The sequence below is a fragment of the Neisseria sp. HMSC065D04 genome (assembly GCF_001815675.1).
In the GTDB taxonomy this organism is placed as follows: Bacteria; Pseudomonadota; Gammaproteobacteria; order Burkholderiales; family Neisseriaceae; genus Neisseria.
Genome location: NZ_KV821529.1, coordinates 22932 through 44390, shown reverse-complemented (window position 1 = coordinate 44390; position 21459 = coordinate 22932). Strand labels below are relative to the sequence as shown.

Here is a 21459-nt window from a genome sequence, read left to right as displayed (position 1 = left end):
CGATTCGAACGCTCGACCAACGGATTAAAAGTCCAAAAAATAAAATATAACTAATTGTTTCTAAACAGAGTTGAAGCCAGCACCTTCAGTCTGATACAGTCTGATTTTGCCTTCTCCCGGCACAAACCAGACACACTCCAAAGAACGAAAATCCAAGCATTTTTAATCAATTTGCTTCGCTTTTCGTTTTTTTTTTTTATTTTTCAGAAAAAATAAAGGATAAGTAATGGGTAGAAGAATTCATAAGGAACAACCGGATGGTTGGAACGGTTCGCATTTTCTAAAATGTTCGCATTCATTGAATAGTCGGTCTCGGATTGATTACTTGATGTACTGCAATGTGTTGAAAACCATGTCTGACGGTCGTTTGAAAGTGTATGTTTATGGAACACGGTATCACTCAATTGAGGGCGGCCGTATCCGTTATGTAAATGACTGGCAGGTATCCCCTGCTGAGAACTGGGATGTGAAAAAAATATGAAAAAAATGTTGAAACTAACTGCCTCGCTCTTTGTTATCTGCCATTCATCGGCGTTTGCCGCTGCCCCATACCCGCAATATGAGGCTTTGGTTGAAAAACATTCCGCTGCACAAAGGCTAGACAAGAATTTGGTTTGGGCAGTTATGGGACGAGAAAGTAGTGGTAACCGTTATGCCCTGTCTAACAAAGATGCGCGAGGCCTTTTGCAGGTTATTCCTGGGACGGCAGCACGGATGGGGGTAAACCCAAAATACCTTTACGATCCGGAACAAAACATCATCGCAGGTACTCGTTACCTGCGTTTTTTATGTAATCATTTTCCTGATAGATCCAGTATTCACGGCTGTAATCTTGACTTAGTGCTTGCCGGCTATAACGCCGGCGAAGGAGCAGTTCGTAAATATGGTGGTATTCCACCATATCGGGAAACGCAGCACTATGTCAGAAACGTCAAAGCGCGTTATGCACGTTTGAGCGGCAACCGTACAGTTTTGGCATCAAGCCCTGTTCAGCCTTTCAAGTTGAAACCTATACCTGCTGTTGCCCGATCTGACAGCTCGTCTGAAAACATAGTTAAAGTAGCAGCCCAAGCACCCGCCAAGCGATACGCGGAATGGGATGTATTCAAAGAGTTTTAACTGCCTTCGGGCTATTCATTGCCGCTATATGCGGTTTTTTTTGTCTTTGTAAAAAGGAAAAAGGATGACTAACAACATCAAAAAAGCAGTAAACAATACCAAAACTATTGCGACAATTGCTTTGTTGACAATGGCTCAACTAAGTTTGGCGGATGGATTTAACGACCTAAATTCTACTGCAACCAAGATTCGTGCCGGTCTTTATACATTTGTCGGAATTTTATTTAGTATTACATTGTTATGGGCATTTTTTGCCGCAAAAAATGGACAGAAGACTTGGTATAACATTTTAGTCGAGTGTTTATATATTGTTGGTGGCGGTGCTTCTATCGGTTTCGTCGCATTCTTGTTTGCTACTGGTGGCAAAATGTCTTTTTAGGCAGAATATTTTATGCAAAAAGAAAATATTGATACCGAACAACCAACATTTAATGGTTTGAGTCGTCAGGCAATGGTTTTAGGTATGCCCGTTTTGGCCATAGCAGCATGTGGTTTCGTTTCAATGATGCTAATGACAATATCACTGCCTTTCCTTCACGGAAAGGCATTATTTTTTCTGCTGCTTCCTATACCGATTTTAGCGTTCATACGCACTATCTGTGTTAACGATGACCAAGCGTTAAGGATTTATTTCTATGAAACGAAATATTTCTTACGTCGTCGAAATGCCAAAATGTTCAACGGCACCAATACCATTCTCGCCACAAAATTCGGGAGACAACAAAGTGATTATCAGCGATTTTTTGAGCAACGCTCTGAAAGCGCAGCCGGCTGGGGCGGATTTTCTACCGAAAATCTGCCAACACGTCACAAACAACATCGTTAATTACAAAACGGGACATCTCGCCTTCGTTATCCGCATGGAAGGCCTGCCGTTTGATGGTGTGGACGACAAGCACCTGTTCACGCAGTTTGTATCGTTACGCAACCTGCTTGCCGGTATGGGCAAAACCTTGGGCAACCGTTTGGCGGTGTGGGGAACGCTGCAACGCCAAAAGATTGTCTTTGACCGTGACTACAAGTTTCAGACGAATTTTTGTCAGCAGTTTGCTGACAAGTATCTGAAACGCTTTCAGGAAGCGGATTATTTTGAAAACGTGTTCCATCTGACGGTTTTGATTAAGTTCGACTATTTGGAAGCAGGGATTAAAGAGGCAGAGGAACAGATTCAGATTCTGATGCGTTCACTCGAACCCTATGATCCGTATCTTCTGACTGCCTATCAGAATGAAAACGGTGTTGCCTTTTCGGAGGTGTACTCGTTTTTCGGTAGCCTGATTAACGGAACAAGGGAAGAGATTCCGCTTTCGGTTGTTGATGCCTATCAGACCATTCCCGGGGCTAATCTGCATTTTGGCTCGGATTTGTGCGAAATCCGTTCCCAAAACGGAACCCGCAAGTTCGCGCAGATGTTCGATTTGAAGGACTTCGGTGTCAGCAAGCCCAAAATCCTGACATCCATTTTGAATCTGCCGTGTGAGTTCACTTTCACACAAAGCCTTGTATTTATTAATCCATACGACATGCAAGGCGAAATCAAGAAGCAGCTCAACAACCTGACATCGGTCAACGACAAAGCGACCGCGCAACAGAAGGAGCTGGAAGAGGGGCAGGGCTTGCTGGTATCGGGCGAACTGATGTTCGGCGACTATCATGCGGCGTTGGTCGTGTACGGTAAGACGGCGGAAGAGGCAGCGGCAAACGGTGCGCGTGCCTATTCCACATTCCTGAATGCGGGCGGCTACCGCTTTACCAAGGCGGGACTTTCCGCTCCGGCTACGTTTTTCAGTCAAGTGCCGGGCAGCAAGGAAAAGCCGCGTTCCTTCCCGAAAACGACAACCAACTTTGCGACGACCTTCGGCATACACAACTACTCGCACGGTAAAAAACAGGGTAATCCGATTGGCGACGGTTCGGCAATTATGCCGCTGCAAACCACGTCCAAAACGATTTACGACTTCAACTTCCATTTTTCAAACTTGAAGGAGGACAGCCTCGGCGAAAAAATCGCCGGACACACGCTGATACTGGGTGCAACCGGTACCGGCAAAACTACGTTGCAAACAGCCATGATGGCGTTTACCGAACGCTTCAACCCTTATATGTTCGTGATGGACTTAGACCGGGGCATGGAGATATTCATCCGTGCCATTGGCGGCTCGTATTTTGCGTTAGAAGCGGGGGTTTCGACCGGGTTAAATCCCTTCCAACTGCCCGATACACCGGCAAACCGTGAATTCCTGTACAGCTTGGTCGGCATGTGCGGCGCAGATGAAAACGGCAAACTGACGGCGACGGAAGAAAAAGAGATTCAGGCCGCCGTCGATACGATGTTCAGCATGGATTACGAACACCGTCGTTTCAGCCATCTGTTACAAAGTATTCCCGTCGTTCCTGATCCCAACTCACTGCGTATGCGCCTGTCCAAATGGTGTGAAAGTGAAGGCGGACGGTTCGCATGGTGCTTGGACAACCCGACGAACCTGTTTGATGCCGAACAGTTCTACCGTGTCGGCTTTGACCTGACTGATATTCTGAAGGATGACTATCCGCCAACCGCTCCGGTTTTAGCGTATATGTTCCATCTGAGAAACATCATGATGGACAAAGTCGCCAAAGAAGATGGCATCCTTGCCTCCATCATTGAAGAATTTTGGTATGCGGCACGTTTTGAGGCATTGCAGGACATCATGCTCAAAATTCTGAAAACCGACCGCAAACGCGGCGGCTGGCTGATTTTGGTGTCGCAATCGCCGGAAGACGCTATTTCCTGTCCGATATTCCCCGCCATTGTTCAACAGACGCCGACCAAAATCTTCCTGCCAAACCCTGATGCCGAGTATGAAAACAGCTACGAACGTTGCGGCCTGACGGTAAAAGAGTTTGAGGAGTTGTCCAAACTCTCGTTGGAAAGCCGCACATTCTTGGTTAAGCAGTCGAAACAGTCGGCATTCGCCATGTTGGATTTGTACGGTTTTCAGGATGAAATGGCATTTCTGTCCGGATCATCTGACAACGTGGAGTTGTTGTATCGAGTGATGAAGGATGTTGGCAGTGAAAATCCGGATGTTTGGTATCGTTCGTTTGTTGAGGCAGTACAGGAACGCCGCGAACGGAAGAAAGCCCATGTCGCATGATGTTCATCTTTATCACGAAGGTCGTCTGAAATTTCAGACGGCCTTTTTTGTTTCCGCCTTTAGGCGGTTTTTTAATAGGAGTTCAAAATGAAAATCCATTTTAAAAAAACAGTCTGCTCGGTATTGCTGGCCACAAGTTTGGCTTCAGTGCCATTTATGGCAAATGCTTCCGGAATTCCGGTGTTTGATGGTGGAGCTGCTGCTCAACGTACTCAAAACTTCGTCCAGCAAATGGCAGAAATGGCAAAACAACTTACGCAGTTGAAGCAACAATATGAACAACAGGTCAAACAATTTAAAGCGATGACCGGCTCACGAAATATAGGCAACCTTTTGAAGGATACGGTTAAAGACCAAATCCCTTCAGAGTGGAGTGCTGTTTATGATGGTGCGAAAAACATCGACTATAAGTCGATGATAAATAGCAAGGCCTACAAAGCGGATGGTGCTGATAAGTTGTTGGTGCAAAATCAGGAAATGCTTTCCAAAGTATTTGCAGAAACCAAAAAACAACTGGGAAATATCGAAAATCTGATGAATCAGATTAATACCACTCAAGATATTAAAGCGGCCGCCGATTTGCAAAACCGCATCGCGGCTGAACAGGCAAAAATTGCCAACAATCAGACCAAGTTGGATATGTTTGACCGACTGTTTAAACAACAACAGGTAATCGAACAACGCCGTTATGCTGCGCGAGAGTCTTGCATGGCGAAACATATCCGTGATGGTAACTATTCGGCTTGCAATTAATATCTTCGTGATTAACTAGCACCCGATGTCCTCGGGTGCAATCTGATAAAGATTATATTATGGCTCAAACAACATCTGCTTTTTCTGATATTGCGAATAATCTGTTAAACGGTATGGGAACCGATCTGTTTTCCAAGTCCGGCAACTTAATTAGCGGTATTACCCCAATTTTTCAGATAGGTTTCGGTATCTATATCTTCTTGGTGGCTTTAGATGCCTACAATCGCGGTTTTAACGAAAACGTTATGGATTTGGGCAAGCGCATGTTCGGCTGGTTGCTTATTATTGCTTTTGCTTTCAATTCCAGTCAGTATCAAAAAATCGCAAACATTCTGTGGATGTTACCCGAAAATTTAAGCGGATTACTGGGGACTTCCACCTATACTGCCAGCGCGTTGGATACTCAAAGTAACAACATCTTAACGATGATGGAGAATATTTTTGCTTATGCAGCCGAATTGGATGTCCTCCAAGTATCAGACAAACTGATGCTTTATATCGGAGGTTCGGTTGCAGTACTATTGGCTTATTTGTTCTTTATCATTACTTTTGCTTATTACCTGATTGCCAAATTATCTTTGGCCATGGTTATCCTTATTGGTCCAATGTTTATTGGTTCCATGTTGTTTCCGGCAACACGCCAGTGGGGCATGAACTGGATCGGGCAAATTCTTAATTATTCTGTAACAGTCGTATTTTTTGTCATTTTGGGTTCATTACAGAACGATTTCTTCCAGAAACATTTGCAAAATGCGGTCGTTGGAGAGATCGCTTCTGTTGCTCAGGTAGTAGGATTGATTCCTCTCTTTTTCCTATCGACCACGATTTTCATTTTAGTTGCGTGGAGCATACCTTCAATCGCATCAGCTCTAACCGGCGGGGCATCAGTAAATGGGTTCAGCCGAACTGTTATGTCTGTGGCTAGATGGGCAAAAGGTGTGAAACTACCGGGAGGAAATAGTGTCAAACCAAAATGAAAAATATCCTAAAAGGAAATTACCATGACTGTTGTTACTAAAATGCTTTTGTGGATGTTGCTTCTCTCTTTGGGAACATTAGTGTTTATTGGCATGTTCGGCAATTTACAGGATAGCTATTTGGCTAGAATTGCCGGATTGTGTATCGGATTATCGATACTAGGACTAATTTTTAAACTATTTGACCGACCTATTCCGGTTCGTTTTGATAATTAAGGGTTTGAACATGCAGTATCTCCAAATCGGCAAACTTGCCACTCTAGTAGCTTTTAGCCTTAGTTTGGCCGCTTGCGCTGAACTGACGAACGGTCTTCAGGCAGTTAACACTACTTTGGCAGGAATTAATTCAGGAACAAATTCTTCTTCCGGAACGGCTACAACTACAATCGCCATGCCTGATAAGGTTACTTCCCAATATGAGGTAAGAAATTTGAGGTTGACACAGGAAACTGTGAGTGATCTCACTTCGGTACACTTTAAAGGTCAGGCCTACAACAAAACGAAGAAAAATCTTCGTATATCTATCAAAGTCCCTATTTACGATCAAAAGGGGAATCACGGAGGTTATGTACGTTCTGAATTTACCATTCCGCCAAATGAGAGAATAGGGATTGACACTTCAGACCCTTACTCTATTAATCTATCAAAAGGCGAGAAGCTGAATACTACAAAAGCAACTTATCGTGTAGATGTTTTTTAAAATCAGCATAATAAAAGAACACCCCAAACGGGGTGTTTTTTTATAGCTGATAAATTTAAATTAAAGGAAATTTCTATGAAAACCATCCTTCTACTATCACTTTCAGCCGTCATGCTTTGTGCTTGTGCAGGAAAAAACCCGCCTCAACCGCATGGCTCGCCGTTTCCAATCAATTCAACTTTGCAAACAAGAGGGTAAACGATGTCTGAAAAATCAAAACAAGCTGTCAATAACAAGATGGCTACTGAATTTATCAATGCCGCCAAGGGTTTTGAAAGTGCAGAAATTGTGCGTGTCCATAAAAACGCCAAAATCGCATGGCGCATCAGCGGCGTGTGTCTCTTGATTACCGGTCTGGCGGTCGGTGCGGTGGCCGGTCTTACACCATTGAAAGAGACACGACCATATGTAGTCAAAGTGGATAACAACACTGGGAGTACCGAAATCGTTACTATGATGAAAAATCAGGAGCAGTCCTATGGCGAAGTAATGGACAAACACTGGTTGACTCGGTATGTCCAACTCCGTGAAAGCTATGACTGGGTAACGATACAAGATAGCTACGATGCAGTCATGTTGATGAGTTCTCCGGAAACACAGGCTGCTTATGCCAAAATCTACAATGACAATCCGCAGGCTCCACATAAAGTTCTGAAAAACCAATATAAAGTTGTCGCAAAAGTGAAAGCCGTGACCTTTATCGGTAACACCGCACAAGTCCGTTTTGAAAAACGTATGGTGCCGGTATCGGGGGATTTAAATCAGGAAATTCCCGTGCAGAACATGATTGCCACTATCGGCTATGAATACGCGAACCAGCCTATGAGTGAAGAAGCCCGACGTATCAATCCGCTGGGCTTTATTGTCAAAAGTTATCGCGTCGATCCGGAAACCGCGCCATAACAGAAAGGGTTAACGATGAATTTAAATATGAAACTGACAGCATTGTTGCTGATGGGGTTCTTGCCTGCGGTATCCGGCGCGGTATCCATCCCAAAAGGGTCTGCTAAAGACGGCCGCATCCAAACCGTTATGTACAATCCCGATGACGTTATCCATATCCATGCACGCATTGGTGAGGCAGTTTTAATCCAACTTGAAGATGGAGAGCTGTTGACCGGCGATCCGACCAGCGGCTTAGGTATGGGTGATGCCGCAGCGTGGAACTTGGCAGCACGGGGCAACAACCTCTACATGAAACCGGTTGCTTCCGCACCTGCCACAAATATGTTGATTACGACCAACAAAAAACGGACGTATGCCTTCGACCTGTCGCTGACCGGCAAGAAAAACGGCAAATATGTGCAAAAACCAACCTATATATTGCGGTTCGTCTATCCCGACACGGCGGCCTACAAAGCCCGAGCCGAAGCGCAGAAACAGGCAAAGGCTTTAGAAAAACTCAAAGCGGCAGGACACCGCCCCAACGCGCGGCACAATTACAACTATTGGGGTAAAGGCGATAAAGCACTTGCACCGACAGCGGCCTACGACAACGGCCGCTTTACTTATTTCAGCTTCGATAACGGCCGTGAGCTGCCGCTGATTTACAAGGTGATGGACGACGGTTCGGAAATGCTGCTCAACAGCCATGTGGACGGCGATACCGTGGTTATCCATGAAACGGCCAAACATTTTGTATTGCGCTTGGGTAAATCGGTTTTGGGTTTGGAAAACCGCAGTTTTAACGAAAGAGGCTCTTTCAACCGTACAGGGGCAGGCAGCCGAGACTCAGTACGCATAGAGAAGGATGGCAGATGAAAATCTTAGACAAATTCAAACGTAAAAATCAGGAACAGGGTCAACTGAATACGGTAGAAAACGGCGACTACACAAAACCCGAAGCTCTGTCCCAATCCGTCAAGAACGAAAAAATCGAACCCGGTATGCCGTTGAACCTCAATTCCACGGCGCCCAACAATATGCGTAAAGTGTTATTCGCAGGTGTAGGTATTCTTGCAGCCGGTGTAGTCGTATCGGGTTTAATTGGCATGACTGGCGGCAGCGAAGAGGCCGAAGCGTCGCAACCACAGGCGGCATCTGCTCCTGAAACAACAAAAGGTAAAAACTTCGATCGAGATAAAGCTGAACTTGCCCTGTCGGAACAACAGGCAGCTTCCGAAGCCGCTCCCGAAGGTGTGGCCTCAGAAGCGAAGACTGAAGCAGCCTCGCAAGCTCAACCGGCAGGCGGTCAACCTGCTGAACAATCAGTTGAACAACCCGATCTCGGAGCATTGCCTGCTGATGGCCAACCAAAACAAACGCCCCAAGACCGGAAAATGAGTGGCAATGTGATGGCCAACCTGGAGGGCGATATGTCAGAAAATACTCGTCCCGTCTCTTTGGGCAGTCCTTCTTCAGAAGGCGGTCAACAGATGAATACAACTGGTTCGAGCTTATTTAGCGAAGCGGAAGGCAATAGTCCGTTATCAGGTAGCAGTGGCAATGGTTTCGGTTCACGCCTGAATGCCACAACGACGGCATCGGTTAAAGCGCAACAACGTGGAGATTTAACTTACCTGCTTGCTAAGGGAACAAATATCCGTTGTGGGCTGGATACCAAGATCGTTACAACCCAGCCGGGCTTTACCCGCTGCATCGTGTCAAAAGATGTATATTCCGCCAATGGGAAAACCCTTCTGATCGAGCGCGGCAGCAAAATCATCGGCGAACAGACTTCCGCCCTGTTGCAAGGTCAGGCGCGGGTCTTCGTGTTGTGGAACGAATTGGAAACGCCGTCGGGCGTGAAAGTACCATTGGCCAGTCCCGGGGCTGGAGCATTAGGCGAGAGCGGCCATGCTGCTTATGTGAAATATCATTTTTGGCGGCGCTTCGGTGGTGCTCTCATGATCAGCATGATAGGCGACGCCGGCGATGCCTTCAGTAACCGCCAAAACCGTACCAACGGCAACAACAATCATATCTCATATGAGAATACGCAGGAAGCCGCGCAACAGTTGGCAACTGAAGCCCTGAAAAACAGTATAAATATCCCGCCAACCGGCACGATTAATCAAGGCACGTTGATTAACATCATGGTCGCTCGGGATGTCGATTTCAGTAACGTGTATGAATTGGTCAATCCTTACGGATACTGATTAAGACGACCTGCTCCTTCGGGAGCAGGTTTTTTATGAAAGCCAAATTCCAAATGACACAAAATCCGAAACCTTTTAACGGGCAGGCATCAATCCATTCTGATGCGGTTGTCCGTAACTTGATGGCCAAAACGGGCTTGGACGACTATCTCAACCGCGAAGGCGTAACCGAAGTACTGATTAACCGCGAACGCGAAGTCTTTTTGGAAACATCAGCCGGTTTTGAACGGATAGAAGACGACCGTTTAACATTGCCGATCCTGACTCAACTTGCTACGGCGTTATGTACCTATAACAGTAAACATATCAGCATGGAGCAGCCCATCCATTCCGTTACCCTGCCTGACGGCGAACGCGGGCATATCATGATACCGCCTTCTTGCGAAGACAAAACCATCGTCTATGCCTTCCGCAAACCGTCGCAGACACGCTTTTCGTTGGACGACTATATCAATACGGAACGCGTTAATCGCTTCCACGACGTATCTGCCTATGGGGTTTCAGACGACCTCAATCTTGGCGAAATGGAGATGGACAGCAAATATTATCGGGATATTTCTGACAAGATGAAGCTGCCGAACGATGTGCAGCTCCAGCCCTGGCAATATGAGATGCTGGAACACAAGGCAAACCGTAATATGAATGCCTTTTTCGCTTTAGCCATCAAACACAAACTCAACATATGTATGGTAGGCGGCACTGGCTCCGGCAAGACGACGTTTACCAAAGCCCTATCCGACCTTGTTCCGCCGGAAACCCGCATCATCACACTGGAAGATACACACGAACTGGATTTGCCCAAGCATCCCAACCATGCCCATCTGTTCTACAAGGGACACATCACGGCAAAAATGCTGATTGCCGCCTGTATGCGTTTAAAACCCGACCGTGTATTCTTGACCGAGCTGCGAGGCGACGAGGCTTGGGATTACATCTCGCTCCTGAACACCGGACACCCGGGCGGCCTGATGTCAGTCCATGCCAACGACGCACGAAGCGTCCACTACCGTATCGCGCAACTGGCGAAAGAGTCGGCAACCGGCAGGACGATGGATTACGACTATATCCTCAATTCCGTCAAATCCAGTATCGATGTCGTCGCCTATTTCGAGAAAACCCACATGACCGAACTCTATTTTGATCCGGTCGAGAAATACTACGCGATGCGTGGATATTTGCAATAAGAAAAGGAAACATCATGCCATATCTGAACAAAGTCGAAGTCATGGGTAATTTGGGCAAAGACCCCGAATTGCGCTATCTGCCCAACGGCAAACCAACGACAACCGTGTCCATCGCCTATTCCGAAAAATGGCGCGACAGGGAAACGGACGAACAGCGTGAGCGTATCGAATGGTTTACCGCCGTGCTGTACGATAAACAGGCGGAAACGGTTTACAAATACATGAAAAAAGGGGACTGTATTTTCGTTATCGGCAAAATGCAGTCCCGTTTTTATAAAGACAGGCAGCAGGTGGAGCGGACGGTGCATGAAATTATTGTCGGCGAGATGCAGATTATCCATACCCGCCAACCGTCTGCCGCCGCCGCAGGACTGCCCGACTATTTGTAAGGTCGTCTGAAAACCTTGCCCGCCATGAGCGGGCTATTTGTTTGAGGTTCGAATATGAAAAAGAAACTGTTGGCTCTGATTGCCGTTCTTGCCGTAACCGTCCCTGCTGCATTGGCAGGCGGTCTATATTTGGGCAGTGTCGTATTTTCAGGTTGGATGAATCTGAAGACAGAACCGTCGATCGGAATGCTTTACCGTTATTGGAAATATTATGACCGCCTCCCTCCTGATTATCTGACAGCGTTTCAGGTGTCTGCCGGTCTTGCCCTATTGATACCGACGGTGGTTTTTTTGATCGTGTGTGCCGGTATGTTGATGAAACCTAAACGCGAGCTGCACGGTTCGGCGCGTTTTGCCAACCGTTCGGAAATTGAAACACATGGGCTTTTGAGAAAGAAATTTAAACCCGATGAAGCACCAGATTTGTTAATTGGCAAATACGGCAACAGCTACCTGCGTTGGTCGGGCAACGAGTTTCTGTATTTGGCCGCACCTACCCGTTCCGGCAAAGGTGTGGGTATTGTGATACCGAACTGCCTGCATTACCGCGACAGTTTGGTGGTTTTCGATCCGAAATTGGAAAATTTCCTGATTACGGGTGGCTACCGTGCTGCACATGGACAGGACGTATTTTTGTTCAATCCGGGCGGGCGTATGCCGGAGCACGAACGCAATCCAAATGCGCCCTTGGTGTCGCACCGCTGGAATCCCTTTACCTACATCCGCCGTAATCCCGTCTACACCTACAAAGATGTGAAAAACATCGCTTCTATCTTATATCCGAAACCTCCTAAGGATGACAACAACAACAGTACAACTTTTTTCCAAGAATCTACACAAAACCTGTTTGCCGGACTACTGCTGTACATGATTGAGACGGAACACGAACGTGATCTGTCCCTGCCTGAAAACAAAACCACGCTGGCCAACCTGTTCCGTTTGACGACTCCATCCGGAGGCCGCACCTTGGTGGAATGGATTAAAGACGAAATAGTCTTGCGTGAGCAACAGCCGCATACACAGTTGAGTAGAAATTGTCGTAGTTTACTGATGGGTTATGCCAACGGTAACGCCAAAACTGGGGCGGATATTTTGTCGACGTTGATTTCTCCGTTAGGCATCTTTATCGATCCCGTGGTCGAATCGGCAACCAGTGGCGACGATTTCTATTTGGATGAAGTACGCAAAAAACGGATGACTATCTATATCGGTATCGTCCCGACCGAAACTGCCATTTTCTCTCGGTTGACGAATCTGTTTTTCAGCCAACTGATTAAAGTAAATGTCGAGCAAGGTCTACCTTCCAACAATCCCGATATGCTGAAATATCAATGTTGCTTGTTGATGGACGAATTTACCGCTTTGGGCGTAATTCCCGCCATCCAGCACGGTGTTTCATACATTGCCGGTTACGGGTTAAGGCTTTTGTTGATTATCCAAACCCCGTCCCAAGTAACTGACCTGTATGGCCGCGACGCTACGCGCACCTTTTTTACCAATTTTGGTTGTCAAATCGTCTATCCGCCACGCGAACAGACCGACGCAGAGGAATACAGCAAGCTGGTGGGCTACGAAACATTCAAGGCAAAATCTATTTCACACTCCTCCGGCAAGGGCAACAGCAATAGCACTAGCATTTCCGACCAACGCCGTGCCGTAATGAATCCTGACGAGATGAAAATGATGCCGAAAAGTGACTGTATCATCAGTTTGGGCAACAGTCGTCCGATCTACGCCAAGAAAATCGTGTACTACACCGATCCGGTATTCGCCAAACGGGCGAACTGGGCATTACCGGAGATTCCGGTTTTGAACATCCATCTTAGTAAACAAGCACCCGTCACAGCTCCGAAAGCAACCTTTGTAACACCGGAGGAAATGGAAAGTTTCCACTGGTCGGATGCTTCCAACGCCGAAGAAATCGCCGGTGCCATTCTTGCTTCGATTTTGCCTCCGGACAGCCCGCCGGACTATATCGCGGCATTGATGCCCGCCCTTTTAAAAAATTGGGGAGAGGACTCATTGCCGTTCATCAGGCAGTTTATTGGGGATTCTGTTCAAACAGCATAAAAAAGCGGTCTGTGAAATGCAGACCGCCCTATTTTTTATTTTTTCTATAAGGAAATGGAAATATGAGCGACATTGACGACATCCGCAGTGCCTTGAGTTATATCGACTCACATGATCGCGATACTTGGTGGCAGGTTGGCGCGGCCGTTAAAGACGAGCTGGGCGAAAACGGTTACGACCTTTGGGACGAATGGTCACAACGCGCTGACAACTATGACAACCGTGCCGCCAAATCAACGTGGAAAAGCCTTAAACCGGGCAGCTTCAGTATCGGAACGGTGTGGAAGCTGGCGCGGCAGAACGGCTGGCAGCCTGCCAAGCCCTACACGCCGCCAAGCGTGGGAGAACAGGCGCGGCGCAAGGCGGAATCGGAGGCAAGGCGGCAGGCGGCGGAGCAGGAGCGGCAGCAGACGCAACAGAGGGTGAAAGGCACGGCACAAAAGATTTGGAATAGTAGCCGCCCCGCTTCGTTGAGCCATCCCTATCTTGCCGCCAAAGGTATTACCAACCCGGATGCCATCGCCGGTCTGCGTCAAAACGAATATAAGGACAACGACAATCTGATTATCCCCGTCCTGTATGAAAATGAAATCGTCAATCTGCAATCCATCAACCAAGACGGCGGCAAACGCTTCTTGGCAGGCGGACAGGTTCAGGGGGCTTATGCCTTTATCGGCAAGGCCGATGATGTGGAAAAAGTCGGTGTCGTCATGGCGGAAGGTTATGCTACGGCGGCAAGCATCTACGAAGCCACGGGCAAGCCCGTCATCATTGCTTTTGATGCAGGCAACATGGTTGCCGTTGCCGAACGCTTGGCACAAAAACTGCCTCAAAACGTCCCCGTCGTGATTGCTGTTGATAACGACGCTTCGCAAACCGGTATCAAAAAAGCACGACAGGCAGCCGCATTGTTGGGCGATCGTGCCACGGCAATCCAACCTGAATTTTCTATGACGCTGATACAGCAATATCAGAAAGGCAAAGGGGTCGATGAAAAAGGTCGTCCCCCTTTACCGAGCGACTTCAACGACCTACACAAACTGGCTGGACTCGAAGCCGTTCGCCAGTCCTTCGCAGAAGGTGTCAATCTCGTCTTAAACCCCGACAATAGCCAAGAACAGGCAATCGCCGACGAATTGGAAGCATGGAGCGAAAGGGCTGAGAAAGCCAACAATAGCCGTACTGAACCTGAAAACTTGGAGAACCCCATGAATCCTGAAAACAAAGACAACATTCAGACGACCTCTTCTAATACAACCAACAGTATTGAATACGATGGTCGAACCCAAACAGTCATCAATGAGCCGGTTTACCGTGAGTCTGACTTTAAACATTACGAGTTGCATGATGCTACAACCGACATCATGTATCTACGCAAAACCCCCGAAGAAATTCAACAAGACTTGGATAAAGAAGGTACGCTTAAATCCTATGAAGGTATTACACATGATGGACAACGTGTAACGTTTTACAAAACGGAACAAGGATGGGAAGCACCCTTAAAAGATGAGCCTGCTCACGAAACGAGCAAAAAAGAACAGAGTTCTACCCGCTCCGAACCGAAATTTACCGCCCCAAAGTTCGATAGGTCGTCTGAAACTGAACCAAACGCCCGTAAGGTCGTTTTAGACCTACAATACCGTATCCCAGACAACATCAAAACACGTTACCACACCGTAGGCGGCAAATTCTATTCCGTTTCAGACTACAAAACAGTATTGTTTGAAGATAAAGGTAAGCAACTTAAAACCGCACTTTCCGATCCGCAAACGGTCAGGGATATGCTGGAAGTCGTCAAGGCTAAAGGTTGGGACAGCATCAAGTTGTCAGGCAGTAAAGAATTTCGCCAGGCAATGTTTATTGAAGCTGCCGCCCAAGGTATCCGTACCAGTGGCTACAAACCGACCGCCGCCGATTTACAGCGTGTGGAGGAATTGCGGGAACGTTACGCACAAAACGGTATTGCGCCAGAGATAACGCAGGAACAGGACAGAAGGCAACCGGACGCGGCGCAGAAACCGCCAAAACCGCCAAAGCAGCCTGATCCCGAACGAACTCAACAGTCGAACCCGCAACATGAAACCGGCAAGTCTGTTCAAGGGCAAGAACAGTCAAAACCGGATGTTGAACGAGAGGAGCGCGTCCATACACAACCTGATGCTGCCATGTTGTCTGCCGCCGACCGCCTGAAAGCACAAAATACCTTGCCGTCCGACAGTGCCATCAATGTTTCGCCACGAGCTGATACCGACATAGACGTTCCGGTTCACTCCATTGGTCAGGAAGAAATCCCCGCCCAAGTGCTACATCAAACCGATAATATGAAAGCGGCCGCACTGGATACCGGTTTAATTGCGGCAAAAGACAACTATATGCAGAAGGCGCAAAAGTTGAGTAAGCCGAATCAGAAGAAACTGGCATTTTACGAACGTGGAGTAATGGATACGTTACGCGGTCTTGAAGGAAATGTTCGCACCCAAGCCCTACGGAACTACTACGAGCATACCGCCAAACAGATGAGCGGCACAAAGCTGAAACTACCCGATCCGATTCAGATTCCGTCTCCGGAGCATGCACGACAAAACGATCGGCAGCATCAGCACGGACGCTCCCAAGAGCCTGAAGTGGAAATCGACCGCTGATTTTTCTGACGGTTTACCTTACAGCCTGAAACCATTCGGTTTCAGGCTGTTTTCTTTTTGGAGGATATATGGCAGATAAAGAAAACGGGCAACCTGCGAGCAGCAGACGAATGGAAATCCTGCAACAGTCGCTAGCAAAGAAACAGGCGGCTTTCGACATACGGCTGCAAAACCATTTTGACGACGTTCTTAGTGCAAACGGACAACCACTCAACGACAAGCGCAACGGACAGGCAACATTGAATCGCTGGGAACGCCAAAACGACGGTTTGCGGACGGCGAACAAGGAAATTGAGAAGACCCAACGCGCCATCGAACGCGAACAGGCGGCGATCGACCGCGTGAACAATGCCGACATCCCCGAATTTTTGAAACCGATGATCGAGTCCGGCGAGATTACTCAGTGGCGTAAGTTCCCGAACCGCTTTTTTGTCAGCGGCGTGGAGAAAGCGCGCATCATATGGGATAAGGACAAGCAGCAGTTCGGCTATGCCTACCTGCAAGGCGTGAAAGGCGAGCAGTTCGCCAAATTCCGCGATACCTATAACCACATCCTCGCCCTGCACCGCCAAGAACGCGAAAACGTAACCAAACAAGAGGCGGCATCAGAAAAAAACGAAGCCCGGTTGGCACAAGAACCGGCAGAAAAGTTACCTGAAATATCTGTGAAACGTCCTCCCCAGCTACCCACAATGCCTGATTTCGGTCTCAAAGGTGAAGACCTTCGAGCCTTCAATCGCGGCTGGCAGAATGCGGCTGATTCTTTGGATGCGGTCATCGCCAAACAATCCGAAAAAATTGCCGAACGAATAGCTTTATTGGAAAAAGCCGGTATTCCCTATGTTCGTATGGAAGCATTTATGGACAAAATCAATGGTGGTGAAGTCAACGGATACGGGGAGAAACATACGGTGCAACGGTTGACTGAACTGGAACAGTTTACAGAACGGTTGCGCGACAAGGCCATGAAACCTTCCGGCTATATTGGCACCGGTTACAAAAATCCCCGTACTACTGCCTTCACAGCCTTGGGTTGCGATATTGCAGATACATACGCCAAGCTGGATCCTGCCATTCCTTATTACGAAGATCGCAACATCGTCGCGTGGCTCAACCATCACCCTGTACCACAGCAGATCCGCCCTGCCCCAACTATCAAAGGCTCAAACACAGCCGTTATACAACAATCCCTTGAGGAACGTTTACAGGCAGTTCAAGGACAGTATGAAAAACGGTTATCTGATATGAATGCAGACGGGCAGAAAAAGCACCGCATTTTAGAGGCAGGCATGGAAAACCTGATTAAAGGCCTGCCCGAACAAACACAGATGCAGGCACGCCTGAATTTCTATCAGACCCAATATGGCCGCCTGACGACACAAAAAGACCTGGAACAGCCTCCTGAGCAACAGGAACTGTTTTACGGAAGATAACGATAAGAAAGGTCGTCTGAAACCATGTTTCAGACGACCTTTTCCTATTAGGACAGACAGATGAGTAAGGACACAATTGAAACCGACGAAAAACGCCTTGCCCTGCGCGTATTTGGTTTAACCGAAGGCGAATTGGCAGCTTTACGCGAAATTGCCTGTAAAGAATACGGGAAACCCAGTGTATCGCTGCTTGCAAAAAATATGCTGAAAGCCCGGTTGGATGCACCGGAGGAACCCGAACTGGTCAGACTTCCACCGCCCAAAGGCAATAAGCGGATTACAGTTCGCCTCCCGGAAAAAGACCGCGCTTACCTTGAGGCCGCCGCTAAACAACATAAAAGCAGTGTGAACGACATCGTACGCGATATAGTCCAGTCCCACGTCCGCAACCATCCCATGTTGTCAGCCGCCGAAGTCGAAGTCCTGCACCAATCCAATTACCAGCTTGTTGCCATTGGCCGCAACCTGAACCAAATCGCCCGAAGCCTCAACATGGGCGAAGGTGTTTCACTTACATCTGACCAAATCAATGCCCTTTCCCAATTCATCAGACAACATACCCAAAGGGTAGGTGACGTACTACGAACCAACCGTAAACGCTTGTCTGAATAGGAGCAAACCTATGTCCCTGCACCGTAAAATAGACGACTGGTTCTTGGGCTACAAAACCCGTTCCGTCCGAGCTAAAGATTCCGGTATCCCCATCCCAAAATCCAAACACCGGACAAATTCCCGCGTTCCGCTCAAACCGGGCAGCGGTTTGACCAACCTGACAGCCGCTGCAAAAAAACACCCTGAAGTCATGGTTAAAATTCCCAAGCGACTTAGCCGTAACTCTAACGGTATGCAGGGCATACGAAACCATTTGGACTATATTTCCCGCAATGGTAAAACTACCGTCGAAAATCATTCCGGCGAAAAGTTAAACGGTAAAAAGGCGGTCAAATCGCAACTTGATGACTGGCAGAAACTCAATATCCCTGAAAGAGGTAAACATCGGGAAGCCCTCAATATCGTCTTGTCCATGCCCGCCGGAACACCTCCGCAGGCTGTATTGAATGCCGCCCGCAATTTCGCTTCCGAACAGTTTGCCGACCATCAATACCTGTTTGCTTTGCATCACGAATCTGAAAAAGAAGGTGAACCCGAGCATCCCCATGTCCATTTGTGTGTATTGATGAGAGATACTTACGGGCAGCGACTTAACCCACGCAAAAACGACCTTTTTGAATGGCGTGTCCGTTTTGCCGAAAAACTCCGTGAGGAAGGCATAGAGTGCGCCGCCACCAAACGACAGCACAGGGGAAAGATACACAAAGCCGAAAACGGCATAGTGAAAGCAATGAAGAAACGCGGAGCGACCCCCCGCATTGAAAAGCAGCGGCTGGAGGAGTTGAACCAAGCCATCAAGAACTTGGAACGACCAACACATCCCCACATTCAGAAGGTCATGCAGACACGCGGTTACATATTGGCTGAATACGGTCTAATCGCCAAAGAACTGTATAAGATGGGACACAAAAATGAAGCCCGGCTTATCAGTAAACTGGCTAAGGATATGATTGGACAGCCTCTAAGCACCAAAGCTCAACAGGAATACGACCAAAAAGTCAGACCTCAAATGCAACACGAAACCCGCTCTTTCAGGCAGTCAAATGTTGAACAAGACAACGACCTCTCTCGTTAAACGATAAAGTAAAAGCCCTGCGGCCATACAGATGTCTGTATGGCCGCAGGGCTTTTTTTGTTTTTTTGATGAGTCAAACTGTGCAAATGATATTGCTCGTTGGGCAAATAGAGTAGACAATTTGATTATGAACAATTTAAGTCCTGATTATTTTAAATTAGCCAAATTTTAAGGCATTTATTTGATAGGCAATTAGAGCATACCCAAAATAACCAGGAGCAACATTTATGATTACAGATGGCATGAAGACTTTAATTGGAAAAAAATATTACCAACTCTCCCGTGATGAGAAACTTATTGTTTCAGATATATTTAAAACAGGGAGAAAACACGGTTTCAAATTGATTGTCAATTTACCGTCGGATGCAGATGAAGACCTCAAAAAATCGTTACAGAATGGCGTTTGGGGTATTCGTGAGATGGAACATAAAGACGCGATTGGTCTCGTTGTTCAAGTAGAAAAAACATGAAAGCAGCGAGAATCTACCAACGTGTCAGTACCGAAGAACAAAATCTCGAGCGACAAAACGCCCAAATTGAACAAGCTAAAGCTGAAGGTTACTACATTGCGGGTGTCTATAAAGAAAAGGCCTCCGGTGTCCGTGCTGATCGACCTGTCCTGAATCAACTGATTGCAGACTTGCAAGATGGCGATGTGATCATCACCGAACATATCGACCGCATCAGCCGTTTGCCTTTGGCAGAAGCGGAAAAACTGGTCGACCGCATCCGCGAAAAAGGTGCGTTCCTGTCCATTCCCGGCATTATCGACCTGAGCCAAATCCAAACCGATTCCGAAATTGCCAAAATTGTTTTGGACAGCATACAAACCATGCTGCTCAAAATTGCCCTACAAACGGCCAGAGACGACTATGAACAACGGCGTAACCGTCAAGCCGCCGGCATTGCTGAGGCAAAAAAACAGGGACTTTACAAAGGCCGTCAGGCAAATATCCAAAAGCATAAACTGATTGTCAGCCTACGCCAAAACCATACCCTTCAAGAAACGGCCGCTCTAGCCGGATGCAGCGTATCGTTAGTCAAAGTGGTAATGCGGCAACACAAACAATCTCAAATCCCAAAAGAGGAATGAAAATTGGCTACGTTAATGCAGAAAGACGCTTTAATAGAACGAGTTGCCAGTGTACAGGCACTTATTTCACGCAAAACACCCTATTCGGAGGTGCGCTCGGAAGACCAAAAACGCATTGCTGAGTTGCGTGGTTTCCTATATGACACCAAACCGGAAAATATCGACTTCGGCCGAGTAGCGGAGGAGTGCAATACCTTACATCAAAAATATTCAATCATGCCTAACATCGAATGGGACGTATGATGTCGGACAGACGAGAAGCGTTGATTTTCCGGCATTTGTGGAATGACTTGATTTCCGAACAGCAGGTAAGTCCAGTCAAATCTCCGAAAGGATTTGTATTGGGAGGACAACCCGGAGCAGGTAAATCAAACTTAGTAGGAATAATACGTCAAGAATTGAATCGAAACGTTCTTATCATTAATGGCGATGAGTTCCGTCGTTACCATCCTAATTTTGACGGCATACAAGAACAATATGGTATTGATTCCCCCAAACATACCGCCGCCTTTTCAGGACATATGACCGAACGAGTAATAGAAAAGGCATTACGAGAAGGATATAACATCAGTGTAGAAGGTACATTTCGCACTACCGAAACGCCCATGAGAACTTTGGAAAAAATGCGTGAACATGGTTATCAAACTGCCGTCTATATCCAAACAGCACCATTAGAAGTAAGCTGGCAAAGCACCTTGGAACGTTATCATGCAATGGAGCTGCTTGGAGAAACGCCAAGGGCAACGCCCAAAGAACATCATGATTTGGTTGTTAAGTTGTTGCCACAAAATGCGGACGCCGTGTTTTTATCAGGCAAAGCCGATGAGTTTAAAGTATATTCGCGTGAGGGATTAATATTTGATAGTCGTGTACAGTTCCAAGAAATGCCAAGTGTAGCCATAGATCATGAACTACACCGTAACACACGTCGTCTGAGAATATTGGAAACTAATTTACAAGAACACGCCCACTTATTGTCAAATACACAAAAACAAGTAATCGCTGGAGCAGAGGAGTTGATTGCCAAACTACCGCCTTCTTTCCAAATTCAAGCAAAAATCAATCTATATGACAACCAACTTCAACAGTTGGATAAGCATCCCAAACAAGATAGGGATTTAGATATTGAGCGTTAAATTTACTAAACCTCTTGTTCCAAAAGTTAATTCTCTTGGCA

General features: G+C 47.1%; 22 protein-coding genes. All 22 read left to right on the top strand.

Translation table 11 applies throughout. The features are described 5' to 3' along the window. The first annotated feature begins 477 nt into the window (after window positions 1-477). The 22 genes from HMPREF3050_RS09315 (at window position 478) to HMPREF3050_RS09215 (ending at window position 21418) form a co-directional block, all read left to right on the top strand. Window positions 478-1119, top strand: coding sequence for a lytic transglycosylase domain-containing protein (locus HMPREF3050_RS09315; protein WP_070774585.1), 642 nt, complete (start codon window positions 478-480; stop codon window positions 1117-1119). 64 nt (window positions 1120-1183) lie between these two features. After that, entirely contained in the window at window positions 1184-1498 is a 315-nt protein-coding gene (locus HMPREF3050_RS09310) for a hypothetical protein (protein ID WP_070774583.1), read from the top strand. A gap of 12 nt (window positions 1499-1510) precedes the next feature. Next, the gene (locus HMPREF3050_RS15035; protein ID WP_094113376.1) at window positions 1511-1945 is read left to right on the top strand and encodes a VirB3 family type IV secretion system protein; all 435 of its coding nucleotides are present in this window, start codon (window positions 1511-1513) and stop codon (window positions 1943-1945) included. Next, a complete protein-coding gene (locus HMPREF3050_RS09305; protein ID WP_070774597.1) occupies window positions 1845-4256 on the top strand; it encodes a VirB4 family type IV secretion/conjugal transfer ATPase in 2412 nt (803 codons plus the stop codon). Before HMPREF3050_RS15035 ends, HMPREF3050_RS09305 begins: the two co-directional genes overlap by 101 nt. A gap of 87 nt (window positions 4257-4343) precedes the next feature. Next, a complete protein-coding gene (locus HMPREF3050_RS09300) occupies window positions 4344-5009 on the top strand; it encodes a TrbJ/VirB5 family protein (protein WP_070774581.1) in 666 nt (221 codons plus the stop codon). A gap of 59 nt (window positions 5010-5068) precedes the next feature. After that, on the top strand, window positions 5069-5986 hold the full coding sequence (locus HMPREF3050_RS09295) for a TrbL/VirB6 family protein (RefSeq protein ID WP_070774578.1): 918 nt from the start codon (window positions 5069-5071) through the stop codon (window positions 5984-5986). Window positions 5987-6010: 24 nt separating this feature from the next. Then, the gene (locus HMPREF3050_RS09290; protein ID WP_070774577.1) at window positions 6011-6202 is read left to right on the top strand and encodes a hypothetical protein; all 192 of its coding nucleotides are present in this window, start codon (window positions 6011-6013) and stop codon (window positions 6200-6202) included. Between the two features lie 10 nt (window positions 6203-6212). Next, window positions 6213-6686: a hypothetical protein gene (locus HMPREF3050_RS09285; protein WP_070774575.1), complete on the top strand. Its 474-nt coding sequence runs from the start codon at window positions 6213-6215 to the stop codon at window positions 6684-6686. 75 nt (window positions 6687-6761) lie between these two features. Then, on the top strand, window positions 6762-6884 hold the full coding sequence (locus HMPREF3050_RS15125) for a hypothetical protein (RefSeq protein WP_283122380.1): 123 nt from the start codon (window positions 6762-6764) through the stop codon (window positions 6882-6884). 3 nt (window positions 6885-6887) lie between these two features. Further along, the gene (locus tag HMPREF3050_RS09280) at window positions 6888-7589 is read left to right on the top strand and encodes a VirB8 family type IV secretion system protein (protein ID WP_049225670.1); all 702 of its coding nucleotides are present in this window, start codon (window positions 6888-6890) and stop codon (window positions 7587-7589) included. 27 nt (window positions 7590-7616) lie between these two features. Next, window positions 7617-8447: a TrbG/VirB9 family P-type conjugative transfer protein gene (locus HMPREF3050_RS09275; RefSeq protein WP_070774572.1), complete on the top strand. Its 831-nt coding sequence runs from the start codon at window positions 7617-7619 to the stop codon at window positions 8445-8447. Further along, window positions 8444-9784, top strand: a complete 1341-nt coding sequence (gene virB10 / locus HMPREF3050_RS09270) for a type IV secretion system protein VirB10 (RefSeq protein WP_210399930.1) — start codon at window positions 8444-8446, stop codon at window positions 9782-9784. Before HMPREF3050_RS09275 ends, virB10 begins: the two co-directional genes overlap by 4 nt. A gap of 35 nt (window positions 9785-9819) precedes the next feature. Next, window positions 9820-10968 (top strand): ATPase, T2SS/T4P/T4SS family, encoded by a 1149-nt coding sequence (locus tag HMPREF3050_RS09265; protein WP_246830257.1) that lies wholly within the window; start codon window positions 9820-9822, stop codon window positions 10966-10968. A 14-nt stretch (window positions 10969-10982) separates the two neighbouring features. Continuing rightward, the gene (ssb, locus tag HMPREF3050_RS09260) at window positions 10983-11357 is read left to right on the top strand and encodes a single-stranded DNA-binding protein (protein WP_070774570.1); all 375 of its coding nucleotides are present in this window, start codon (window positions 10983-10985) and stop codon (window positions 11355-11357) included. 54 nt (window positions 11358-11411) lie between these two features. Beyond that, window positions 11412-13427 (top strand): type IV secretory system conjugative DNA transfer family protein, encoded by a 2016-nt coding sequence (locus HMPREF3050_RS09255; RefSeq protein ID WP_070774568.1) that lies wholly within the window; start codon window positions 11412-11414, stop codon window positions 13425-13427. A 62-nt stretch (window positions 13428-13489) separates the two neighbouring features. Beyond that, entirely contained in the window at window positions 13490-16069 is a 2580-nt protein-coding gene (locus HMPREF3050_RS09250; RefSeq protein WP_070774566.1) for an LPD7 domain-containing protein, read from the top strand. Window positions 16070-16338: 269 nt separating this feature from the next. Beyond that, window positions 16339-17502 carry a hypothetical protein gene (locus HMPREF3050_RS14375; protein WP_168166265.1) on the top strand — a complete coding sequence of 388 codons (1164 nt, stop codon included), beginning with the start codon at window positions 16339-16341 and terminating at the stop codon, window positions 17500-17502. Between the two features lie 60 nt (window positions 17503-17562). Further along, window positions 17563-18114, top strand: a complete 552-nt coding sequence (gene mobC / locus HMPREF3050_RS09240; protein WP_070774564.1) for a plasmid mobilization relaxosome protein MobC — start codon at window positions 17563-17565, stop codon at window positions 18112-18114. 10 nt (window positions 18115-18124) lie between these two features. Next, a complete protein-coding gene (locus tag HMPREF3050_RS09235; RefSeq protein WP_070774563.1) occupies window positions 18125-19189 on the top strand; it encodes a relaxase/mobilization nuclease domain-containing protein in 1065 nt (354 codons plus the stop codon). Between the two features lie 227 nt (window positions 19190-19416). Continuing rightward, window positions 19417-19659 (top strand): hypothetical protein, encoded by a 243-nt coding sequence (locus tag HMPREF3050_RS09230; protein ID WP_049230299.1) that lies wholly within the window; start codon window positions 19417-19419, stop codon window positions 19657-19659. Continuing rightward, the gene (locus tag HMPREF3050_RS09225; protein WP_070774561.1) at window positions 19656-20282 is read left to right on the top strand and encodes a recombinase family protein; all 627 of its coding nucleotides are present in this window, start codon (window positions 19656-19658) and stop codon (window positions 20280-20282) included. Before HMPREF3050_RS09230 ends, HMPREF3050_RS09225 begins: the two co-directional genes overlap by 4 nt. Before the next feature lie 239 nt (window positions 20283-20521). After that, a complete protein-coding gene (locus tag HMPREF3050_RS09215; RefSeq protein ID WP_246830256.1) occupies window positions 20522-21418 on the top strand; it encodes a zeta toxin family protein in 897 nt (298 codons plus the stop codon). Window positions 21419-21459 lie beyond the last annotated feature (41 nt).